This is a genomic window from Saccharopolyspora antibiotica (assembly GCF_047200635.1).
Taxonomy (GTDB): Bacteria; Actinomycetota; Actinomycetes; order Mycobacteriales; family Pseudonocardiaceae; genus Saccharopolyspora_C.
Genome location: NZ_JBJZOI010000013.1, coordinates 25,259 through 45,425, shown reverse-complemented (window position 1 = coordinate 45,425; position 20,167 = coordinate 25,259). Strand labels below are relative to the sequence as shown.

Sequence of the window (20,167 nt, the reverse complement as noted above, 5' to 3'; positions counted from 1 at the left end):
CTCAGGAGGGTGCGCCGACCACCGCGATCTCCCGCAGCGACCGCACCACCACGTCCGCGCCGGATTCCGCCAGGAGTCCGGGGGCCGCGGCGGTGGCGACCCCGATGACCAGGCCGAAACCACCGGCGCGACCGGCTCGGACCCCCGCGGCGGCGTCCTCGACGACCGCGGAGCGCCGGGGAGCGCACCCGAGCCTGCGGTCCGCCTCCAGGTAGGTCGCCGGATCCGGTTTGCCGCGCAGGCCCAGCTCCGCCGCCACGACTCCGTCGACCGCGGCGTCGAACAGGCCGGCGAGCCCCGCGCCGTCCAGCACCAGTGAGCAGTTGCGGCTGGCCGAGACGACCGCCGTCCGCACGTGCCGCGCGCGCAGCGACGTGACCAGTTCCACCGCGCCGTCCAGCACGCGCACCCCGCGGGCCGCGACCGCGTCGCGGAAGTACCGGTCCTTGAGCTTTCCCAGCCCCACCACCGTGCCGCGCCCCGGGGGATCGGACGGGGAACCGGCCGGGAGCTCGATCCCCCTGGCCCCCAGGAAACCGCGCACGCCGTCGCCCCGGGGCCTGCCGTCGACGTGGCGCAGGTAGTCCTCCCCGGTGAACGGTGCGAGGCGTTCCGCCCGGCTCGACAGGTACTGGTCGAACAACCGCTTCCACGCGGCGCAGTGCACCGAGGCGGTGTCGGTCAGCACGCCGTCGAGGTCGAACAGCACCGCGTCGTGCTCGCGCGGGTCGATGCGGACCGACACCATCGCGCCCCCGTCCGCTCGGGCCGATCGCCCCTGGCGCCGGCCGCCGCGTCGTCCGATGCTTCGGGGTGCCCACCGCCCGCGCTCCGGGAAACGACGGGCCGCGCGAACGAGGGGGCGCGCGCTCCGGGCCACGGGGGAGGTATGAGCACAGATCGTTCCGCGAATCAGGACCTGCCTCGCGCGCGGGAGCTCGCGAGCGGTCCCGTCATCACCGTGCGGGGGGAGCTGGACGCCGTGGACGCGCTGCGGGAGATGTACCGCCGCGGCGTGCACCACCTGGCGGTCCTGCCGGAGGACCCGCTCGGTCTGGTCACGGCGGCGGACCTGCTGTTCGGCATCGCGGCCAGGAGACCTGGCGAGCGGGTCCCGGTGGCGGAGCTGTGCCGCAGGCCCGCACCTGGCGTCGGGGTCGACGACACCGGCGCGGTCGCCGCCGCCCGCCTGGTCGAGTCGGGCAGCGACGCGGCGTTCGTCTGGGACGCCGGTGCGATACGGGGCGTGGTGACCGCGTCCGACTTCGTCCGGGCGGTGGCCGGGGCACCGTGACCGGGGTCCGCGCGGGAGCGGGGCCCATGTTCCCTGGTGCCCGGGTCCGGCACGTGCGACGTTGCCACCGCAGGAATCCGGTCGTGGCTGGTGGGCCCCGGCCCCTCCCCTCGGCGGGGACGGGCGCGGGCGCCCCGGGAGGAACGGGATGGCATCCATCGCCGACACCATGAACGCCTGGATCGTGCGGGAACCCGGCCCGCTCGCGGGGGAGCCGTTGCGCTGGGTGCTGCGCCCCGTCCCGGCCCAGGAGTCCGGGGACCTGCTGGTGCGGGTGCTGGCCTGCGGGGTGTGCCGCACCGACCTGCACGTCGCCGAGGGCGACCTGCCCGCCCACCGCCGGGCCGTCGTGCCAGGGCACGAGGTCGTCGGGGAGGTCGTCGCCTGCGATCCGGTCGCCACCGGATTCGACCTGGGCGAGCGGGTCGGCATCCCGTGGTTGCGCGGCACCTGCGGGCGGTGCGGGTTCTGCCTGCGCGGGCGGGAGAACCTCTGCCCGAGCTCGCGCTTCACCGGCTGGGACGCGGACGGCGGCTACGCCGAGTTCACCGCGGTGCCCGCCGCCTTCGCCTACCGGTTGCCCGCCGGGTACGCGGACGCGGAGCTGGCTCCCCTGCTGTGCGCCGGGGTGATCGGCTACCGGGCGTGGCGCCGGGCGCGGGTTCCCGTCGGCGGAGTGCTGGGCCTGTACGGGTTCGGGGCGAGCGCGCACCTGACCATCCAGGTCGCGGTGGCCAGCGGCGCGCGCGTGCACGTGCTCACCCGGTCCGCGAGTGCCCGAGCGCTCGCGCTCGACCTGGGGGCTGCCTCCGCCGGTGGCGCGGACGAGGAGCCACCGGAACCGCTGGACTCGGCGGTGCTGTTCGCCCCGGCCGGCGAGCTGGTTCCGGTGGCGCTGGCCGCCTTGCAGCGCGGTGGGACGCTGGCGGTCGCCGGGATCCACCTGACGGCGATCCCGGAGCTCGACTACCAGCGGCACCTGTTCCAGGAACGCACGTTGTGCAGCGTCACCTCGAACACCAGGGGCGACGGGATGGACTTCCTGCGCTTCGCCGACCGCCACCGCCTGCGGGTGACGACCACGCCGTACCGGCTGGACCGCGCCGACGCGGCGCTGCGGGACCTGGCCGACGACCGCGTGCGCGGAGCGGCCGTGCTGGTGCCCGGGGGGTGAACCGCCCGCGAGTCGGCCCCGGCGTTCGCCGCGCGGGTCAGGGCACGACGACGACCGGGCACGGCGCCTGGTGGGCGACCGCGCGACCGGTGGAACCCACCATCGCGGCGTGCACCAGGAAACGGCCGTGCCGCCCCACGACCACGAGGTCCGCTTCCCGCGCGTGGCGCAGCAGCAGCTCGGCCGGGAGCTCCGTCGTCGTGACCTCGTGCCGCACCGGGACGTCGGGGTACTGCTCCTGCCACCCGGCGATCGACTCGGCGAGCTGCCGCTCGCAGCTGCGGGTGACGTCGGTCCAGTCGAGCCTCCAGCCGCCGGCCGGGGCGATCGCGTCCCTGGGCAACTCGTCCCAGGCCAGAGCGGCGAGGAGTTCGGCGCCGTGCCGCGCCGCGTGGTCGAAGGCGAAGCCCACGGCCCGGGCGCTGATCCGGGAGCCGTCGACGCCGACCACGACCCGGCGACGCTCCTCCCGCTCGGTCCCCCGGACGAAGGCGACGGGCACCGCGGAGCCCCGGAGCAGCTCGTCGGAGGTGGATCCGAGCAGGGCGTGGTGCAGCCGTCCGTGCTGCGCGCTTCCGAGCACGAGCAGGTCGCCCTTCTCGGCGGCCTCCCGCAGCACCATCGCGGGATGCCCGAGCCGGGTCTCGCCCGTGACGGTCAACTCCGGCCACTCCCGCGCGCACTCCGCCACCACCCCGTCCACCTCGTGCTCCACGTCCGCGCGCAGCGGTCCGAAGTCGACGGACTCGGCGGGGAGGTGGATCCGGGTGAGCTCCTCCAGCGGTATCGAGAAGGCGCGCACCACGTGCAGCTCCCGCCTCCGCGCGGACGCCTCGCGGCACGCCCACCGGATCGCCTGCCTGGAACCGGGCGTTCCGCTGAACCCCACGACGATCGGGCCGGGACGCGCGCTGCTCATGTGACCTCCTCCGCCGGGGACGGGACCACGGTCGCACCGGCGGCGGGGCCCCGGAACGGGCTTTCGTCCGTGCCGGGTGGTGCGCCGCCGCGTGCCGCGATCCGGGACCAACGGCAATGGCCGGCGGCCGCTCGCGCCGCCACGATGGCGAGCGCGGGGCGTCCCGGAGCCCGACCGGGCCGGGGCGCCGCTGACGGAGCAACGGGACGGCGGATTGCCCGCGGCCGGACAGGTCTCCGGTTCGCCCGCACCGGAGCGGAGGAACCCATGCGCGCCACCTGCTACACCGCCGCCGTCGCCTGCGGGCTCCTCGCGGTGATCCACCTCGTGCTCGCGCCGGACAGCTTCGAGGACGCCACCTACCTGGGCGTGCTGTTCGTCGTGGGCGCGGTGCTGCTGCTGGTCGTGGCGTTCGCGGTGCTGCTCCGGCCCGCGACGTGGGCGTGGCTGCTCGGCGGCGCCGTGAGCGCGGGAATGTTCCTCGGGTTCGTGCTGAGCCGCACCACCGGCCTGCCCGGCTTCCGCGAGGACTCCTGGGATCCGGCGGGCTTGGCGAGCCTGGTGCTGGAGCTCGTGGTCCTCGCGGCGGCGGCGCGGGCGCTCAGCTCCTCGGCAACTCCGCCGCCCGCTCGCGGGGGCCCGGGAGGGCGCTCGACGTTCCGCGGGTGATGACGCCCGGCGGGCCGCGGTGCCGGACGGCCGGTCGATCGTCGGCCGCGTCGTCCCCGCGCTCGTCGCGTCCCGCCCCCGGCGCGGGGCGGCACCGAAGCGGGGACGGCGGCGGACCGTCCGGGCCGGGCGTGCGTTTCGCGCACCCCGGGCGCGGGCACCACCGCTGGTGGGGACGGGTGCCGGACTGGGCTGCCGGGGAGAGGTGGGTCATGGCGTGGGTTCGACGATTCGACGAGCTTCGGTCCGCCGACTCCGCGGTGGCCGGGGGCAAGGGGGCGCAGCTCGGCGAACTGGTGCGGGCCGGTTTCCCGGTGCCGCCGGGATTCGTGCTGGTCGCCGACGCCTTCCGGGCCTGCGTCGATCCGGTGGCGGTCGGCGAGGCGGTCCGCGAGGCCCTGGCCGCCGCCGACGACCCCGAGCAGCTCCAGCGCTGCCACCAGCGGCTGGCCGAGCTGGTGCACCGCGGCGGCGTGTCCGCCGAGATCCGCTCGGCCGTCGAGGACGCCTACCGGGCGCTCGGCGACACCGCCCGGGTCGCGGTGCGCTCCTCGGCCACCGCCGAGGACTCCCCGCTCACCTCCTTCGCCGGGATGAACGAGAGCTACACCGACGTGGCCGGGACCGAGGACCTCCTCGCGCGCGTCGTGGACTGCTGGGCGTCGCTGTACACCCCCCGATCGCTGGTCTACCGGGCCGCGCACGGCATCGACGAGGAGCCCGCGATGGCGGTCGTCGTGCAGCGGATGGTCGCCCCCGACCGCGCCGGCATCGCCTTCACCGCCGACCCCGCCTCCGGGGAGCGCTCGACGATGGTGGTGGAAGCGGCCTACGGCCTCGGCGGTGCGATCGTCGGCGGCCGCGTGCGGCCCGATCACTACGAAGTCGCCAAGGACGGGCTCCGCGTCGTGCGCGCCGACGTGGGCGCCAAGGAGCGCAAGCTCGTGCACGGCCCGGGCGGGGACCGCGAGGTCCCGGTGCCGCCGGAGGAATCCCGGCGCCGCGCGCTCGACGACGGCGAACTCCGGGCGCTGTCGGAACTCCTGGTCCGCGTGGAGGAGCACTTCGGCTGCCCGCAGGACGTCGAGTGGGCCATCGAGGCGGGGACGATCCACCTGCTGCAGACCAGGCCGATCACCGCGCTGTCCCGGCGGGAGCCGGGCCGGATCCTGGTCAGCGGGCACGGCGCGGCACCGGGCGTCGCGGACGGCCCCGCGCGGATCGTGCGCTCACCCGGGGAAGCCGCGCGTCTGCGGCCCGGCGACGTGCTGGTCGCCCCCACCACCGCGCCGGACTGGCTGCCGATCCTGCGGCGAGCGTCCGCCGTGGTCACCGACACCGGGGGGATCACCTGCCACGCCGCCATCGTCTCCCGCGAGCTGGGCACACCGTGCGTGGTCGGCACCGGCGACGCCACCGCCGCGCTGCGGGACGGGGCGGTGGTGACGGTCGACGGCGGCGGCGGAACGGTGCGGGAGGGAGCGGCGCCGGAGCCCTCCGGCGGGGCCGCGCCCGCCGCGAGCGCCACCACCACCGAGGCCGCGACCGCCGTCGAACCCCTGGCCACGCGCATCATGGTCAACCTGGCGCTGCCCGAGGAGGCCGAGCGCGTCGCGGCGCTGCCGGTGGACGGGGTCGGGCTCCTGCGGGCCGAGTTCCTGCTCACCGACGCGCTCGGGGGGACGCACCCCGCCGCCGCGATCGCGGAGCGGGGCGCCGAGCCGGTCGTCGCCCGCCTGGAGGAGTCGCTGCGCGCGATCGCCGAGCCCTTCCACCCGCGCCCGGTGCTCTACCGCACCGCCGACTTCCGCAGCAACGAGTTCCGCGACCTGCGGGGCGGGGACGTCCACGAACCGTCGGAGAACAACCCGATGATCGGTTTCCGAGGTTGCTTCCGCTACGTGCGCTCCCCCGTCCTGCTGCGCGCCGAGCTCGCCGCCGTGGCCCGCGTCCGGGAGCGCTTCCGCAACCTGCACCTGATGATCCCGTTCGTGCGCACCCGGTGGGAGCTGGAAGCCTGCTTGCGCGAGGTGGACGGCAGCCCGCTCGGCACCGATCGCGGGTTGCGGCGGTGGATCATGGCGGAGGTCCCGTCGGTGGTGCACTGGCTCCCGGAGTACGTGCGGCTGGGCGTCGACGGGGTGTCGATCGGCAGCAACGACCTGACCCAGCTGGTCCTCGGCACCGACCGGGATTCGGAGCTCTGCGCGCCGCTGTTCGACGAAGGCGATCCCGCCGTGCTCGACGCCGTGCGCGGCATCATCGGGGCGGCGCGGCGGGCAGGTGTCCCGAGTTCGCTGTGCGGGCAGGCGCCCTCGCACGATCCCGAGTACGCCGAACGACTGGTGCGGTGGGGGATCACCTCGATCTCGGTGAACCCGGACGCCCTCGGCGGAGTGCGGCGGGCCGTGGCCAGAGCGGAGCGCGCCCTGGTACTGGAGGCCGCGCGCGCCCGGATCTGAGCGGCGCCCCGACCCCGGCGGTGCGGGCGCGGGCGCCCGTCAGCTCCAGGAGTCGTCCAGCGGCGCGACGCACTCGTCGATCGGCCGGCGCGGCGTCGGCGGCCCGGGGAGCTCCGCCGTGACCGGCCACCCCAGGCGCAGCGCCAGCTGCGGATACCTCGGGGAAGCGAGGACGTGGTCGCGCACGTGCTCGCGCGACAGGCCGACCTCGGCGATCTGGCTGAGCGGACAGGTCGCCAGCCCGGCGCGGGTGGCCAGCAGCAGCACCGCGCTCAGCGCCTCGCCCGCCACCAGCCAGCTGCCGCCGTCGTCCCCCGCGGTCGAGAGGACCGCCAGCAGCGCACCGTCGTCCAGGACGGGCACCGCGAGCTCGCCTTCCGCGGCCAGGCTGAAGTCCCGCTCCGGCATGCCGCGGTCGTGCCGCTGCGGGATCGACCCGGCGGGAACGCCCTCGGCCCCGGGAACGTGCCTGCCGGCCCACTCGGCCAGCTCCGCGCGGTAGTCCGGGGACCTCCGCTGCCGATCCCCCGCCTCTTCGATCGCGAGCATGAGGTCCCGCCGGTGCCGGTCGTCGGTGATCGGCTCGAACGCGCAGCCCTCGGCCACCGCGGCCGCTGCGAACCCCTCCACCAGTTCGCCGGGAACGGGATCGGGCAGGAACGGCCGGCGATCGGTGCGGCGCCGCTGCGCGGCCGCGACCAGCTCGACGGCCTCCGGGTCCGGCCCGTCCATCCGGCCGAACTCGATGGCCGCCACGTGATCGGGGGTGCCGGGGTTGGGAACCCGGTGCACGGTCGTGCGCCAGCCCTCGGCGCCGAAGGCGATCCGGGCGTGGTGCAGCGCCGCGCCGCAGCTGATCACGGATTCCCGACCGGTGGGGTCGAGCGCGCCCAGCGCGCGATCGGGATCCAGGTACAGGTGGACGGAATGCCGCGCGACTCGCCAGCGCCACGGCTGGGTGTTGTGCACCGATGGTGCGCGGGAGGCGCTCGCGAGCGCCGTCCGCACCTCGTTCGCAGTCGGCATCGACCGTACCGCCATCATCGCTCCCACGTCGTCGAGGTCGGCCGGACCCGAGATCCCCCGGACGGGAACTCCCGGCCGGGCCGGGTCCAGCGTCGCGTCGGACCGCACCGGGTGGCAGGGGCGAAAGCCTCGAATGGCCACCTCCCGCGACGGGGGGCTTAGGACTCTGGGAGCCCGCGCGAGGTCGGCACCACCCTGGCGTCGTTCGCGAGCAGGGGAGGAATCATGCGCACGGAGCGGTGGACGGTTCTGGTGAACATCGACGAGCACAGCGACCACACGTCGGCGGAGGCCCGCCTGCAGACCCGAGGCGGGATCGCGGGCCGGGGGCTGGCCAAGCGCAACCCGAGGGACACCGACATCCCCGAGATCGGCGCTGAGCTGGCGACCGCACGGGCGTTGTCCGACCTGGCCCACCAGTTGCTGGACGCGTCCATCGCGGACGTCGAGGAGGCCACCGGCCGCTCGGCGACGTTCCGGAGCTAGGGCGCGGGCCGCTCACCACGCGCCCCGCCCGAACCGGTGCCGCCGACCGGGCCCTTCGGCACTTCCCCGCGCCGATCCCGCTGCGATCCTGTGCTGGGAGTGGAAAACGGCGGTGCGCGCGGGGTGAGGGGACATGAGGGCCGAGGTCGGTGACTGGCTGGTCGTCGAGGGAGTCCACCTGGACGACCACCGCCGCAAGGGGCAGGTCGTCGAAGTGCGCGGACCGGACGGCGAACCGCCCTACGCGGTGCACTGGCTGGAGAGCGGGCGCGTGAGCCTGTTCTTCCCGGGGCCGGACACGCACGTGGAGCACCACCTGCCGCACCACCTCCGCCTGCCCCAGCGGGCGTGAGTCCCGCGCCCGCCCATGCGGGTGGCCGCGCTCGCCGCCGCGCGACGTCGGGGTGGCGATCCGGCCGCAGTGGCCCCACCGCCCTGGCGCCGTTGATCGAGTCACCGCCGCTCGACGGGCGCGCGGTCAGCCGGTCTTGCTGACGGCGTACCAGATGCGGTGCAGCACCCGCGCCATCGCGGTCGTGGCGTGCTCGGCGCGCCGGTACAGCTCCCGCCGCCGGATCTCCGCGCGCAGGTCGGCCTCGGCGTCCAGGGCGATGATCGCCGAGCGGTAGCCGTGCTCGGCGGGCTCCAGCAACCGGCCGGCCTCCTCGGCCACCTCCGCCGCACCGGGGTGCGGGAGCATCGACACGGCGAGCCGGCACGCCCGGCTGGCGGCGCCGATCGCCTGGACGATCTCGGTGGTGCCGGGATCGGGTTCCAGGGCGGCGAGCTCCCGGCGAACCCACCGGCCCAGCAGCTCGACCGCGTCCCGGGAGGTGTCGGCCTGGTCCAGCAGCATGGCGAGCACGTCGTGCTGCGGCGGCAGGAACCACGCCCTCGGGAGCCTCACGCGAACCACGCCCACAGGGGCGCCAGCAGGGCCGCGGCCACCGCGGTCACCGGCATGGTCACCAGCCAGGCCGAGGCCATCTCCCGGACGACGGCCCACCGCACGCGACGGCGCCGGTGCTCGGCCCCGACGCCCACCACCCCGGCGGCCACGACGTGCGTCGTGCTCACGGGTGCTCCCACCGACGCGGCGGCGAGGATGACACCGGCGGAGCTGCCCTGGCTGACCAGCCCGTCCAGCGGACGCATCCGGTAGATCCCGCGGCCGAGGGTGCGCACGATGCGTCCGCCGCCGATCGCGGTGCCCGTGATCAACGCCAGCGCGGCGGCGAGCTTCACCCACAGCGGCACGCGGAACTCGGGCAGCACGCCCGCCGAGACGAGCAGCAGCGTCACCACCCCCATCGTCTTCTGCGCGTCGTTGCCGCCGTGCGCGAACCCGAGCGCCGCCGCCGTGCCCCACTCCCCGATCCGGACGAGTCGATCCACCCGGCGCCGCGCCCTGCGCAGGCCCACCCGCGCCGCCCGGGCGCACGCCCCGCTCACCACCGCCCCGGCCAGCGGCGACACCGCGAGGCCCAGCAGCACGCCGAGCACACCGGACACGTTCCCGCCGTGCCAACCGCCCCAGTGCACGGCGGACGCTCCGGCGGTCATCGTGCAGGCCCCCACCAGCGCTCCGACCAGGGCGTGCGAGGAGCTGGACGGCAGGCCCCACCACCACGTCACCAGGTTCCACAGGATCGCCGAGGTGAGCGCGGCGCCGACCGATCCGAGCACGAGCTCGCGGGGCAGGCTGACCACCCCGCCCACCGTGTCCGCGACGGCCATCCCGACCAGCAGCGCCCCGGCGAGCTGCGCGCAGCCGACCAGCAGCACCGCCGGACCCGGGCGCAGCGACCTGGTCGCCACCGGCGCCGCCACCGCGTTCGACGAATCGTGGAACCCGTTGGTCAGGTCGAAAACCAGCGCCAACGCGATGACGAGGGCCAGCACCCGGCCAGTGTGAGCGACCGCGCGGCCCGCCACCCGGCGGGAGGCGCGCGAGGCGCCGAGATGCCGCGCGCGGATGCCTTTGCCAGCCTGGATCCGGGGAGAGGGGGTGCGCGATGCCGGTCGGCGGACGCGGGTGCGCGGTCGCGGTGGACGGCACGCCCGAGTCCGAGCGCGCCGTCGAGTGGGCTTGCGCGAACGCGGAGCTCTGCGGCGATGAACTGCTGCTGGTCCACGTCGACGCCGAGCCGATGCCGAACGGGACCTGCCCCGGGTGGCTCACCGATCTCGCGACCCGCTCCCAGCTCCACTACGGCGCGCCCCGGGTGCGGGTGGAGGTGCTCACCGGGCGAACGGTCGCCCGGCTCCTGGAGGCGGCGGGGCGGGCTCCGCTGCTGGTGCTCGGCTCGCGCGGTCACCGCGCCCTGCACGACGCCGTGCTCGGCTCGGTGGCGCTGGGGGTGGCGACGCGCTCCCCGTGCCCGGCGGTGGTGGTGCGCGGGGCGGCCGACGAGGTGCGGCGCGAGACCGTCGTGGCCGGGGTGGACGGTTCCGCCGACGGGGACCGGGCCCTGGAATTCGCGTGCGAGGCCGCGGAAGCGCTGCGCTGCGACGTGGTCGCGGTGCAGGCCGCACCGGACTCCGCGTTCATCCCCGGGCCGTTCGACCACCCGGACCGCGCGGAGCTGGTCGCACGCGCGGAGCGGGCGCTGGCCGAAGCGGTGGCCGGGTTCGCCCCGAGGCACCCCGACGTCGTCCTGCGCCGCCTCACCAGTTCGATGGACCCGATCTCCGCCCTGGCGGAGGCGGCCGCGGGCGCCCGCCTGCTGGTCGTGGGGCGTCGTGGTTCCGGCGGGCTCTCCGAGGCGCTGCTGGGGTCGGTCTCGCGCGGAGTGCTGCACCGAGCCAGGTGCCCGGTCGCGGTGGTGCCGCCGGACGACGGGCGATCGCCCGGGAGCGGGTGAGCGGGGCGGCTCGCGATGTCCGATGACCGCACGTGGACGTTCAGCGGCTTCGACCCCGCCGACGAGGGCCGGCGAGAGGCGTTGTGCGTGCTGGGCAACGGCTACTTCGCCACCCGGGGGGCGGCGCCGGAGGCGGTGGAGGACGGGGTGCACTACCCCGGTACCTACGCGGCCGGGTGCTACGACCGCCGGACGGCGCGGATCGCGGGGCAGGAGATCACCACCGAGTCGCTGGTGAACCTGCCGAACTGGCTGCCGCTGACGTTCCGCTTCGACGACGGCGAGTGGTTCGACCTGAGCCGGTGCGCGCTGCTGGAGCACGAGGTCGAGCTGGACCTCGAACGCGCGGTGCTGAGCAGGCGATGCCGGTTCCGCGACCGGGCCGGGCGCACCACCACCCTGGTGCAGCGCCGGATCGTCCACATGGGAATGCCCCACCTGGCGGCGCTGGAGACCGCGCTGGTGCCCGAGGACCACACCAGCACGATCACCTTCCGCAGCGGGCTCGACGGCCGGGTGCGCAACGCCGGGGTCGCCCGGTACGCCGAGCTGGAGGGCCCGCACCTGAGCGACTTCGACGCGCACGAGCACTCGCCCGAGACCCTCTGCCTGCGCGCCCGCACCGCCTGGTCGCGCATCGAGGTCGCCGAAGCGGCGCGCACCCGCGTCCGGATCGATCGGCGGCGGCTGGAACCCCCGCGAACGACCTCGGCCGGGCCCGACCGCATCGCGCACGAGTTCGCCGTCGTCGCGCGGCCCGGCGAGCGCGTCGTGGTCGAGAAGGTGGTGGCGCTGCACACCTCCCTCGACCACGCGGTCTCGGAACCGGCCGCGGAGTCCGCGGAACTGGCCGCCGAGGCGGGCGATTTCGAGTCGCTGCTGAAGAGCCACCGGGCGGCCTGGCGCACCTCGTGGCGGACCTTCCGCTGCGGGGTGCGCGGCTCCGACGAGATCCGCCGCACCGTGCGCCTGCACCTGTTCCACCTCATCCAGACGATCTCGCCGAACAGCGCCGACCTGGACGTCGGCGTCCCCGCGCGCGGCCTGCACGGCGAGGCCTACCGCGGCCACGTGTTCTGGGACGAGCTGTTCGTGCTGCCGGTGCTGACGCTGCGCGCCGCCAGCGAGGCCCGGGCGCTGCTGCTGTACCGCTACCGGCGGCTGCACCAGGCCCGCCGCGCGGCGCGCCGCGCCGGGCGGACCGGCGCGATGTTCCCGTGGCAGAGCGGGAGCAACGGCAGGGAGGAGAGCCAGCGGCTGCACCTCAACCCGCGATCCCGGCGCTGGCTGCCCGACAACACCCACCTGCAACGGCACATCGGCATCGCGATCGCGTACAACACCTGGCACTACTACCAGTCGACCGCGGACACGGCGTTCCTCCACGACTTCGGCGCGGAGCTGATCCTGGACACGACGCGGTTCCTGGCCGGTCTCGCCCGCTACGACCCCGGCCGGGACCGCTACGTCGTCGAAGGAGTCGTCGGCCCGGACGAGTACCACACCGCCTACCCGGGAGCGGCCGTCCCCGGGATCGACAACAACGCCTACACCAACGTCATGCTGGCCTGGCTGTGCCGGACGGCGGTGGAGGTGCTCGCCGTCCTCGCCCCGGAGCGCAGGCGCGAGCTGGCGGCGGAGCTGGAGCTGCGCGAAGCCGAGGTCGATCGCTGGATGCGGTTGTCCCGCAAGCTGTTCGTGCCCTTCCACGACGGCATCCCGAGCCAGTTCGAGGGCTATTCCGAGCTGGCCGAACTCGACTGGCGCGGCTACCGGGAGCGCTACGGCGACATCCAGCGGCTGGACCGCATCCTGGAGGCCGAGGGGGACGACCCGAACCGCTACCAGGTCTCCAAGCAGGCCGACGTGCTCATGCTGTTCTACCTGCTGTCCGCCGAGGAGCTGCGCGACGTCCTCGACGGGCTGGGCTATCCCTTCCCCGCCCAGCGGATCCCGGAGACGATCGAGCACTACCTGCGGCGCACCAGCCACGGCTCCACCCTCAGCGCCGTGGTGCACGCCTGGGTCCTGGCCCGGTCCGACCGGCAGCGGGCGTGGGAGCACTTCCACCGCGCGCTGGAAGCCGACGTGCACGACACCCAGGGCGGCAGCACCCGCGAAGGCATCCACCTCGCCGCCATGGCCGGGACCATCGACCTGCTGCAGCGCTGCTTCGCCGGGGTCGAGGCCCGGCAGGGGGCGTTGCGCCTCAACCCGTGCTGGCCGCCGGAGCTGGGCGAGCTGGAACTGGAGCTGCGCTACCAGGGGCATCCGGTCTCGGTCGAGGTCACGGGCCGCACGGCGGTGGTGCGGGTCGGTCGCGGCGGCCCCGCCGACGCGCCCTTCACCTGCGCCTGCGGGGAGCGCGCGGTGGCGCTGGCTCCGGGTGACGTCGCCACGTTCTCCTGGGAGCGCGGGGAGGACGCCCGCGTCCGGGTGCGCCGCGACGGCGTGCGGCCCGCCGCGGCCGACCGCCCCTCCGCCGGGTGAGCTGGACCGCGTCGCGTCCCGAGCACCCGGGCCTTACCTTCGCTGCGGGGCCCGATGCCGGGAGGTGCTCGATCGTGGCCGGACAGCGGAGATCAGGAATCGTGGTCGGCGTCGACGGCTCCGCCCCCGCGCTGGGGGCCGTGGAGTGGGCGGCGCGGGAGGCCGAGCTGCGGGGGCACCCGGTGCTGCTGCTCGCGGTGGTGCCCGGCGACGCCGACCCGGACGCGGACGAGGGGGTGCGCCGCCGCGCGCGCGACGTGCTGGGCGCCGCCGAGCGGGTCGCGCACGACTTCGCCCCGAACGCCGAGGTCCGCGGCGAGCTCCGGCGCGGCGGTGCCGCCGAGGAGCTCGTCGCCGAGTCCGCGGCGGCGCACCTGCTCGTCGTCGGGGCCAGCGGGCTCGACGAGTCGGGGGCACGACTCGCCTTCGGCTCGACGGCGGAGGCGGCGATCGCGCTCGCCTCCTGCCCGGTGGCCGTCGTGCGCGGGCGCGGATCCGGGCGCGGCGGCGGGATCGTCGTCGGCGTGGATGCCGCCGGGGTCGCCGATCCCGCGCTCGACTGGGCCTTGCACGAGGCCGGACTGCGCGGGGTCCCGCTGCTGGCGGTGCACACCTGGCGCGAGGTCGCCGCCGAGGACTGGAACGACCTGTCCCCGGACACCCCGGCCGCCGACCGGGAGCGGGACGCCCACCGGCTGCTCGCCGAACGACTCGCGGGAGCAGCCGAGCGCTTCCACGAGGTGGAGCTGCGCCGCTCGGTCGAGCACGACCGCCCGGTCCGGGCGCTGCTCGCCCACGCGGCGCGCGCGGAGCTGCTCGTCATCGGCAGCCGCGGCCAGTCCGGTCTGACCGGGATGCTGCTGGGCTCGACCAGCCGGGCGCTCGCCCACTGCGCGCCGTGCCCCTTGCTGGTCGTGCGTCCCGCGTGAGCTCGGCCGGGGCACCGGCACGAGCGGTGCGGCGCCCGCCCGCACCCGAGCTTCGCGGAGATGCGGTCGGCGCCGGGATCGCGCACGGTCGGACGTGACCGGGTCGGCGCGGTTCCCGCCCGGCACTGGTGCGCTCGGCCTGCCCCGCGTCGCGGGGCGCCGATCCGGAACGGGGGGACGAGATGAGCGAACACGACCGGGGGCCGGTGGTGGTGGGCATCGACGGCTCGGGGACCGCGCGCGGTGCCGTGCGGTGGGCGGCCCGGGAAGCCGCCCGGCGGGGCACCTCGCTGCGGATCGTCTACGCCGACGTGTTCGCGCTGCCGGTGCTCCCGGAGATCCCCGGGGTGCCGTGGCCGCGCGAGCACCACGCGGCGGTGCGCGTCGAGGTGGAGAAGTGGCTGGCGGAGGCCGCCGAGTCCGCCGGCGCGGAGAGCCCCGGCGTGCCCGTCGAGACCGAGTCCTGCCCCGGCACCCCGCCGTCGGTGATGATCGACGAATCGCGCCGCGCCGGGCTCGTGGTGGTCGGTGACCGCGGCCTGGGGGGTTTCACCGGCCTGCTGGCCGGTTCGGTGGCGGTGACCGTCGCCGCGCACAGCCACACCACGACGGCCGTGGTGCGCGGCAGAAGCGACCGCGGGCAGGGGCTGGTCGACGGGCCCGTGGTCGTGGGCCTGGACGGCTCGCGGGAGACGGAACTCCTCCTGGCGCACGCGTTCGAGGCCGCCGCGGCCTGGGACGCACCGCTGCACGTCGTGCACGCCTGGGACGTCGTCGGCGTCGACGCGAAGTGGCTGCGGGTCGGCCTGGGCGAGGAGGAGGTGCGCCACCGCGAGCAGCTGCTGATGGCGGAGCTGCTCGCGGGCTGGGGCGAGCGGTACCCGGACGTGGTGGTGGACCGCTTCATCGAACGCGGATCGGCCGCGGGCGAACTGCTCGCCCACTCCGACGGGGCCCGGCTCGTCGTCGTGGGCGCCCGGGGGCGCGGGGGGTTCAGCGGGCTGCTGCTCGGCTCCACCAGCCAAGCTCTCCTGCACCACGCCCCCTGCCCGGTCCTGGTGGTGCGCGGGAAGCGGTCCGCCTGATCGGCTCCGGACCTCCCCCGCTCCTCGCGGCGGGGAGGTTCGGCCGGGACGCCGCCGGGGAACTCCGGAAGCGGGCGTCCGCACCGCGCAGGGGTCGAGGCGCCTCCGGCAGGAGCGCGAAAGCGGGGCGGCATGACGTGGGACGAGGGCGGGATCGTCGTCGGCGTGGACGGGTCCGAGCACTCCTGCGCGGCGCTGGACTGGGCCGCGGCGGAGGCCGACCTCCTGGGGGTGCCCCGGGTGCACGCCTTCGCCATCAACGACTTCCCCTCGCGCGACGAGGAGGTGTGGACGGTGCTGCGCACCGTGACGGACCGCGTGCGCGCCGAGCACCCGGCGACCGAGATCACGGAGATGGTCACCCGGGGGCGGCCCGCATCGGCCCTGATCGAGATGTCGGAGCGCACCAGGCTGATCGTGGTCGGGGGCCGGGGCGGCGGCTCCCCCGCGGGGATGCGGCTCGGGTCGGTCAGCACCAAGGTCGCGACCCACGCCCGCTGCCCGGTCGTCGTCGTGCGCGAGCCCCGCGCGCGCGGCCCGGTGCTCGTCGGCGTCGACGGTTCCGAGCAGAGCGTGCGGGCCCTGCAGTTCGCGTTCGAGGCGGCCGCCGCCCGCCGCGGCGAACTCGTCGCCGTCCAGTTCTGGGACGTGCCGGGGCCGGAGTTGGCGATCGCGCCACCGCTGCGCGACGAACTCGACCTGGCCAGGTCCGAGTCCGAGCGCAGCCTCGCCGAGCAGCTCGCGGGCTGGGCCGAGCGCTACCCGGAGGTCCCGGTCAGCCGGGTCTCCCAGTGGGGGCATCCGGTCTTCGGGCTGGCAGATCGGACCCGCGAGGCGCAGCTGCTCGTCGTCGGCCACCGCGGACGAGGCGGTTTCGCCGGTCTCCTGCTCGGCTCGGTGGCGGCCGGGGTGATCCTGCACGCGCACTGCCCGGTCGCGGTGGTGCGCGGGGAGGAGCACCGCGCGGGGCACCGCCGCGCGTGACGTCGGGGCACGGGCGCCCGAGGGACGGGAGGGGCGATGGGCGACGACGATTCCGAGGCGCTGCGGCTCGCGGCCGCGTTCTCCGCCCGCGCGCCGTCGCTGTACAACGCGCGCCCCTGGCGCTGGGAGGTGGGCGGCGGCGCATTGCGCCTGCTCGCGACCGGCCCCCGGCTCCCGGCAGCCGATCCGGCGGGGCGCGAGGTGATCATCAGCTGCGGTGCGGCGCTGCACCACGCCGTCCTGGCGCTGGCCGCGCTCGGCAGGCGGGTCCGCGTCCGGCTGGTGCCCGACGCGGCCGCGCTCGCCGTCGTCGAGCCGGGTGAGCGGGGCGACCCCTCCCCGGAGGCGATCTCGCTGCTGCGCGCGGCCTGGGTGCGACGCACGGACCGGCGCCAGTACGCCGCGGAACCGGTGCCCGCCGCCCTGCTCGACCTGCTCACCCGCGCGGACCAGCGGGCGGGAGTGGCGGTGGTGGTCCTCGAAGGCGACGACCGGTACGCCCTGACGCGCTCGTTCGCCAAAGCGGCGTTCCTGCACGGCTTCTCCGCGAGGTACCGGGACGAGCTCGCGGCGTGGACAGGACTGCGCTCGGCGGCGGGAACGACCGGTGTCCACCGGGAGAGCGCACCCGAGCCGGGAACGCGGTACGGCGACCTGGTGCTGCGGGATTTCGGCCGGGCCGCGGTCGCGCACGAGGAGGTCGGCACCGCGCGCAACGCCGGGAACATCCTGCTGGTGAGCACGGCGGCCGACGACGACCGGGCGCACCTGATGGCGGGTGAGGCCACGAGCGCGGTGCTGTGCACCGCCGTTCGCGAGGGCCTGGCCACCAGCCCGCTGAGCGAGGGCTTCGAGATCGACAGCACCCGCGCCACCATCCGCGACGAGATCGCGACCGGGCTGGAGCATCCGCAACTGGCCGTGCGCGTGGGCTGGCCACCGGACCTGCGACCGCCACCACCCGCGCCGGACCGGACCGCGCGCGAACTCCTGAGCGACTTCGCCGAGGAGCACGGCTGACGCTGCGGACGCCGCCGCGCCATCGAGGGCCCCGGGAGCGGGAGCTACAACGCCAGCCGTCGCAGGAGGGGGTCCTCCACCACTGCCCCGCCGATCCGCATCCGGGCCTCCGGCAGGATCGGCGTCCCCCTCCGGAGCAGCACCGGATCCAGTTCCAGCTCCACCAGCTCGGGCACCGCCTCGGCGAACCGGGCGATCCGCACCAGCAGCTCCACCAGCGCGTCCCGGTCCGGCGCCGCTCCGGGCCCGGTGCCGAGCACCGCGGTCGCGGCGGGTCCGGCCGCCAGGTCCGCCGCGTCCTGGGCGCTGAGCGGCACCAGCCGATGACCGCGCGTCGGGGCGAGCCGCCCGGCGGCGCCCCCGAGCCCGACGCCGAGCACGGGGCCGAACGACTCGTCGTGCCCGGCGGTGACGGACAGGGACAGGTCCGCGGCGACCTGGTCGCGCAGGGAGACCCCGCGGAACTCCGCGCCCGCGGTGTTCCGCAGCGCCCGCCACGCGGCGCGCAACTGGTCCGCGTCCGCGACGTCACCGCGGCTGCGGGCCTCGGGGTCCTCGTGGTCCGGCTCCCCGGTCAGGGCCGTCACGACCACCGGTCCCGTCGCCGCGCCCAACGCGGCGAGCGCTTCCCGCTCGGTCTCGCACGTCGTCCGGCGCGAGAGCCGCACCCCGACGGCCTCCAGGCAGGCCCGGGTCTGCTCGAACGACAGCCATCCCCCGCCCCGCCGGAAGGCCGACAGGGCGACCACCCGGCGACGCGCCGCCGCCACGTCGACGTCCGGGGGCACCTCGGCCGGGACCGCGGAGCGCTCCCGCCAGCGCTGGTAGCCCGCCAGCCCGGCGAGCGCCGCCGCGGCCGAGGCGGGGCTGGCCAGGCTCGGCAGCCGCTCCTCGGAGCGGCGCAGGAACTCGACCGGCGCCGACCGGCCGGGCCGGACCACGACGACCGGGGTCCGGTCACCCGCCCCGGAGTTCGCGAGCGCGTCGGCCAGCGCCTCTACCGGCTCGCCGAGGGCCGTCTCGATCAGCGGTACCAGCACGGCGTCAACGTTCGGATCGGCCCGGACCAGCGCGGCGCAGCGCGCGAACGCGGAGGCGTCGACGACGGCGGTGGTGTCGACGGGATTGACCACCGAGCCGTACCGGGGCAGCAGCCCCGCCAGTTCGGCGCGGGTGGCCGGGTGCAGCTCGGCGAAGTCCAAACCGGCCCGGGCGCAGGCCTCGGCGGTGAGCACTCCCAGTCCCCCGGCGTTCGTGACGACCGCGACCCGGCCCCCGCGCGGGATCCCCTGGGCGTCCCGGACCGCCAGCACCGCCAGCACCTCGTCCACGTCGTCCGCCCCGATGATCCCGGCCTGCCGCAGCAGCGCTTCCCGGAGGGCTTCGGGGGCGGCGGTGGAGGAGCTGTGCGCGGCCGCGGCGCGCCGCGCGACCGGGCTCGCCCCACCGCGCAGCAGCACCAGCGGTTTCGCCCGCCCGAGGTGGCGCGCGGACCAGGAGAACTTGCGGGGGTTGCCGAACGACTCCAGGTAGACGACGCCGATCCCGGTGCGCTCGTCGGCGTCCCACCACTGGAGCAGGTCGTTCCCGCTGACGTCGTACTTGTCCCCCGCCGACACGAGCGTCGAGACCCCGAGCCCCAGCTGGCGCAACCGGCTCAGCAGCACGATCCCGACCCCGCCGGACTGCGTGACGATCCCGACGTCTCCCGGCGGGATCCCGTCCGCGCCGAACGTGGCGTCCAAGCGCACGTCCGGGTCCGAGTTGATCGCTCCGAAGCAGTTCGGGCCCAGCAGCCGCATCCCCCACCGGCGCACCGCCGAGACGAGCTCCCGGGCGGGCGCGCCGCCGAGCCCGGAGCTCACGACGACCAGTGCGCGCACGCCGCGCCGGCCGCACCGCTCCGCGACCTCCGGGACCGCGCTGGCCGGTACGCACAGCACGGCCAGCTCGGGGGCCTCCGGGAGCGCCGAGACGTCCGGGAAGGCCGCCACGCCCTCGATCTCGGCCGCGGACGGGTTGATCGGGTAGACCGCACCCCGGTACCCGCCGGCGAGGAGGTTGCGCAGCACCGCGTTGCCCACCTTGCCTCGGGAGGCGCTGGCCCCCACCACCGCGACCGACCGCGGGGCGAGCAGGTGCCGCAGGCTCTCCGCCGAAGCGGCGCGGTCGCGCGCCGCGCGGCGCTCCGAGTAGGAGGCGTCGTCGTCCAGCTCGACGACGACGTGCGTCACGGACCCGTCGGCGGTGCGCAGGCAGTGCAGCCCGCTGTCCAGGAACACCCGCAGCATCGCGGTGTTCGTGGTGAGCACCTCGGCGGTGAAGCCGCGCACGCCGCGCCGCGCCGCCGCGAACGCGAGGTGCTCCAGCAGCAGCGTCGCGACGCCCTTGGCGTGCACGTCGTGCTCGACGACGAACGCGACCTCGGCCAGCGCCGGGTCCGCCAGGACCTCGAAGTGCCCGACGCCGATCAACCTCTCCCGGCGGAAGACGCCCAGCGCGACCACGTCGCCGTCCCCGGGCGCCAGCAGGTGTCCCAGCAACCGGGCGACGTTCTCCGCGGAGGGGACGCCCAGGAACCGGGAGCGGAGGTCCCCGGCGGGCAGTTCGGCGTGCAACCGGCGCAGCTCCGCCGCGTCGTCCCCCGTCAGCGCCCGGAGCTCGACCACCTGGCCGTCCGCCAGGAGGACGTGCGCCCCGGCATCCGATGAGTCGGTCGACCCCATCATCACCACTCCCCGCACCGACGGGGCCGTCGTCGCCGA

18 protein-coding genes are annotated in these 20,167 nt (G+C 76.0%); 12 read left to right on the top strand and 6 right to left on the bottom strand.

All coding sequences use genetic code 11. The features are described from left to right. Position 1: 1 nt before the first annotated feature. A complete protein-coding gene (locus ACL03H_RS12715; RefSeq protein WP_412811397.1) occupies positions 2-748 on the bottom strand; it encodes an HAD family hydrolase in 747 nt (248 codons plus the stop codon). 141 nt (positions 749-889) lie between these two features. Between ACL03H_RS12715 and ACL03H_RS12710 the strand changes: the two genes are divergently transcribed. After that, on the top strand, positions 890-1,294 hold the full coding sequence (locus tag ACL03H_RS12710; protein WP_412811396.1) for a CBS domain-containing protein: 405 nt from the start codon (positions 890-892) through the stop codon (positions 1,292-1,294). A gap of 169 nt (positions 1,295-1,463) precedes the next feature. After that, the gene (locus ACL03H_RS12705) at positions 1,464-2,468 is read left to right on the top strand and encodes a zinc-dependent alcohol dehydrogenase family protein (RefSeq protein ID WP_412811499.1); all 1,005 of its coding nucleotides are present in this window, start codon (positions 1,464-1,466) and stop codon (positions 2,466-2,468) included. 37 nt (positions 2,469-2,505) lie between these two features. Here ACL03H_RS12705 and ACL03H_RS12700 read toward each other — a convergent pair whose 3' ends face one another. Continuing rightward, a complete protein-coding gene (locus ACL03H_RS12700) occupies positions 2,506-3,387 on the bottom strand; it encodes a universal stress protein (RefSeq protein WP_412811395.1) in 882 nt (293 codons plus the stop codon). A gap of 267 nt (positions 3,388-3,654) precedes the next feature. Here ACL03H_RS12700 and ACL03H_RS12695 point away from each other — a divergent pair, with 267 nt between their 5' ends. Further along, the gene (locus ACL03H_RS12695; RefSeq protein WP_412811394.1) at positions 3,655-4,056 is read left to right on the top strand and encodes a hypothetical protein; all 402 of its coding nucleotides are present in this window, start codon (positions 3,655-3,657) and stop codon (positions 4,054-4,056) included. A 212-nt stretch (positions 4,057-4,268) separates the two neighbouring features. Further along, complete coding sequence (gene ppsA, locus ACL03H_RS12690) at positions 4,269-6,518, top strand: phosphoenolpyruvate synthase (protein WP_412811393.1); 2,250 nt, start codon at positions 4,269-4,271, stop codon at positions 6,516-6,518. A gap of 39 nt (positions 6,519-6,557) precedes the next feature. Here the strand turns inward: ppsA and ACL03H_RS12685 are convergent, their stop codons facing one another. Beyond that, the gene (locus ACL03H_RS12685) at positions 6,558-7,544 is read right to left on the bottom strand and encodes an Acg family FMN-binding oxidoreductase (protein ID WP_412811392.1); all 987 of its coding nucleotides are present in this window, start codon (positions 7,542-7,544) and stop codon (positions 6,558-6,560) included. A gap of 225 nt (positions 7,545-7,769) precedes the next feature. Here ACL03H_RS12685 and ACL03H_RS12680 point away from each other — a divergent pair, with 225 nt between their 5' ends. Continuing rightward, positions 7,770-8,030 carry a DUF1876 domain-containing protein gene (locus ACL03H_RS12680; protein ID WP_412811391.1) on the top strand — a complete coding sequence of 87 codons (261 nt, stop codon included), beginning with the start codon at positions 7,770-7,772 and terminating at the stop codon, positions 8,028-8,030. A gap of 133 nt (positions 8,031-8,163) precedes the next feature. Further along, the gene (locus ACL03H_RS12675; protein WP_412811390.1) at positions 8,164-8,382 is read left to right on the top strand and encodes a DUF1918 domain-containing protein; all 219 of its coding nucleotides are present in this window, start codon (positions 8,164-8,166) and stop codon (positions 8,380-8,382) included. Between the two features lie 126 nt (positions 8,383-8,508). Here ACL03H_RS12675 and ACL03H_RS12670 read toward each other — a convergent pair whose 3' ends face one another. Both ACL03H_RS12670 and ACL03H_RS12665 read right to left on the bottom strand, forming a co-directional pair. Then, entirely contained in the window at positions 8,509-8,937 is a 429-nt protein-coding gene (locus ACL03H_RS12670; protein WP_412811389.1) for a hypothetical protein, read from the bottom strand. Then, positions 8,934-9,932 (bottom strand): inorganic phosphate transporter, encoded by a 999-nt coding sequence (locus ACL03H_RS12665; RefSeq protein ID WP_412811388.1) that lies wholly within the window; start codon positions 9,930-9,932, stop codon positions 8,934-8,936. The genes ACL03H_RS12670 and ACL03H_RS12665 overlap by 4 nt, the downstream gene beginning before the upstream one ends. A 113-nt stretch (positions 9,933-10,045) precedes the next feature. Between ACL03H_RS12665 and ACL03H_RS12660 the strand changes: the two genes are divergently transcribed. The 6 genes from ACL03H_RS12660 (at position 10,046) to ACL03H_RS12635 (ending at position 17,402) form a co-directional block, all read left to right on the top strand. After that, positions 10,046-10,894, top strand: coding sequence for a universal stress protein (locus ACL03H_RS12660; protein ID WP_412811387.1), 849 nt, complete (start codon positions 10,046-10,048; stop codon positions 10,892-10,894). A 15-nt stretch (positions 10,895-10,909) separates the two neighbouring features. Then, positions 10,910-13,384: a glycoside hydrolase family 65 protein gene (locus ACL03H_RS12655; RefSeq protein ID WP_412811386.1), complete on the top strand. Its 2,475-nt coding sequence runs from the start codon at positions 10,910-10,912 to the stop codon at positions 13,382-13,384. Positions 13,385-13,458: 74 nt separating this feature from the next. Next, the gene (locus tag ACL03H_RS12650) at positions 13,459-14,313 is read left to right on the top strand and encodes a universal stress protein (protein ID WP_412811385.1); all 855 of its coding nucleotides are present in this window, start codon (positions 13,459-13,461) and stop codon (positions 14,311-14,313) included. A 182-nt stretch (positions 14,314-14,495) separates the two neighbouring features. Then, positions 14,496-15,398, top strand: a complete 903-nt coding sequence (locus ACL03H_RS12645; RefSeq protein ID WP_412811384.1) for a universal stress protein — start codon at positions 14,496-14,498, stop codon at positions 15,396-15,398. A 132-nt stretch (positions 15,399-15,530) separates the two neighbouring features. Next, entirely contained in the window at positions 15,531-16,382 is an 852-nt protein-coding gene (locus ACL03H_RS12640) for a universal stress protein (protein ID WP_412811383.1), read from the top strand. Between the two features lie 36 nt (positions 16,383-16,418). Further along, on the top strand, positions 16,419-17,402 hold the full coding sequence (locus ACL03H_RS12635; protein WP_412811382.1) for an Acg family FMN-binding oxidoreductase: 984 nt from the start codon (positions 16,419-16,421) through the stop codon (positions 17,400-17,402). 44 nt (positions 17,403-17,446) lie between these two features. Here the strand turns inward: ACL03H_RS12635 and ACL03H_RS12630 are convergent, their stop codons facing one another. After that, entirely contained in the window at positions 17,447-20,131 is a 2,685-nt protein-coding gene (locus ACL03H_RS12630) for a bifunctional acetate--CoA ligase family protein/GNAT family N-acetyltransferase (RefSeq protein ID WP_412811381.1), read from the bottom strand. Positions 20,132-20,167 lie beyond the last annotated feature (36 nt).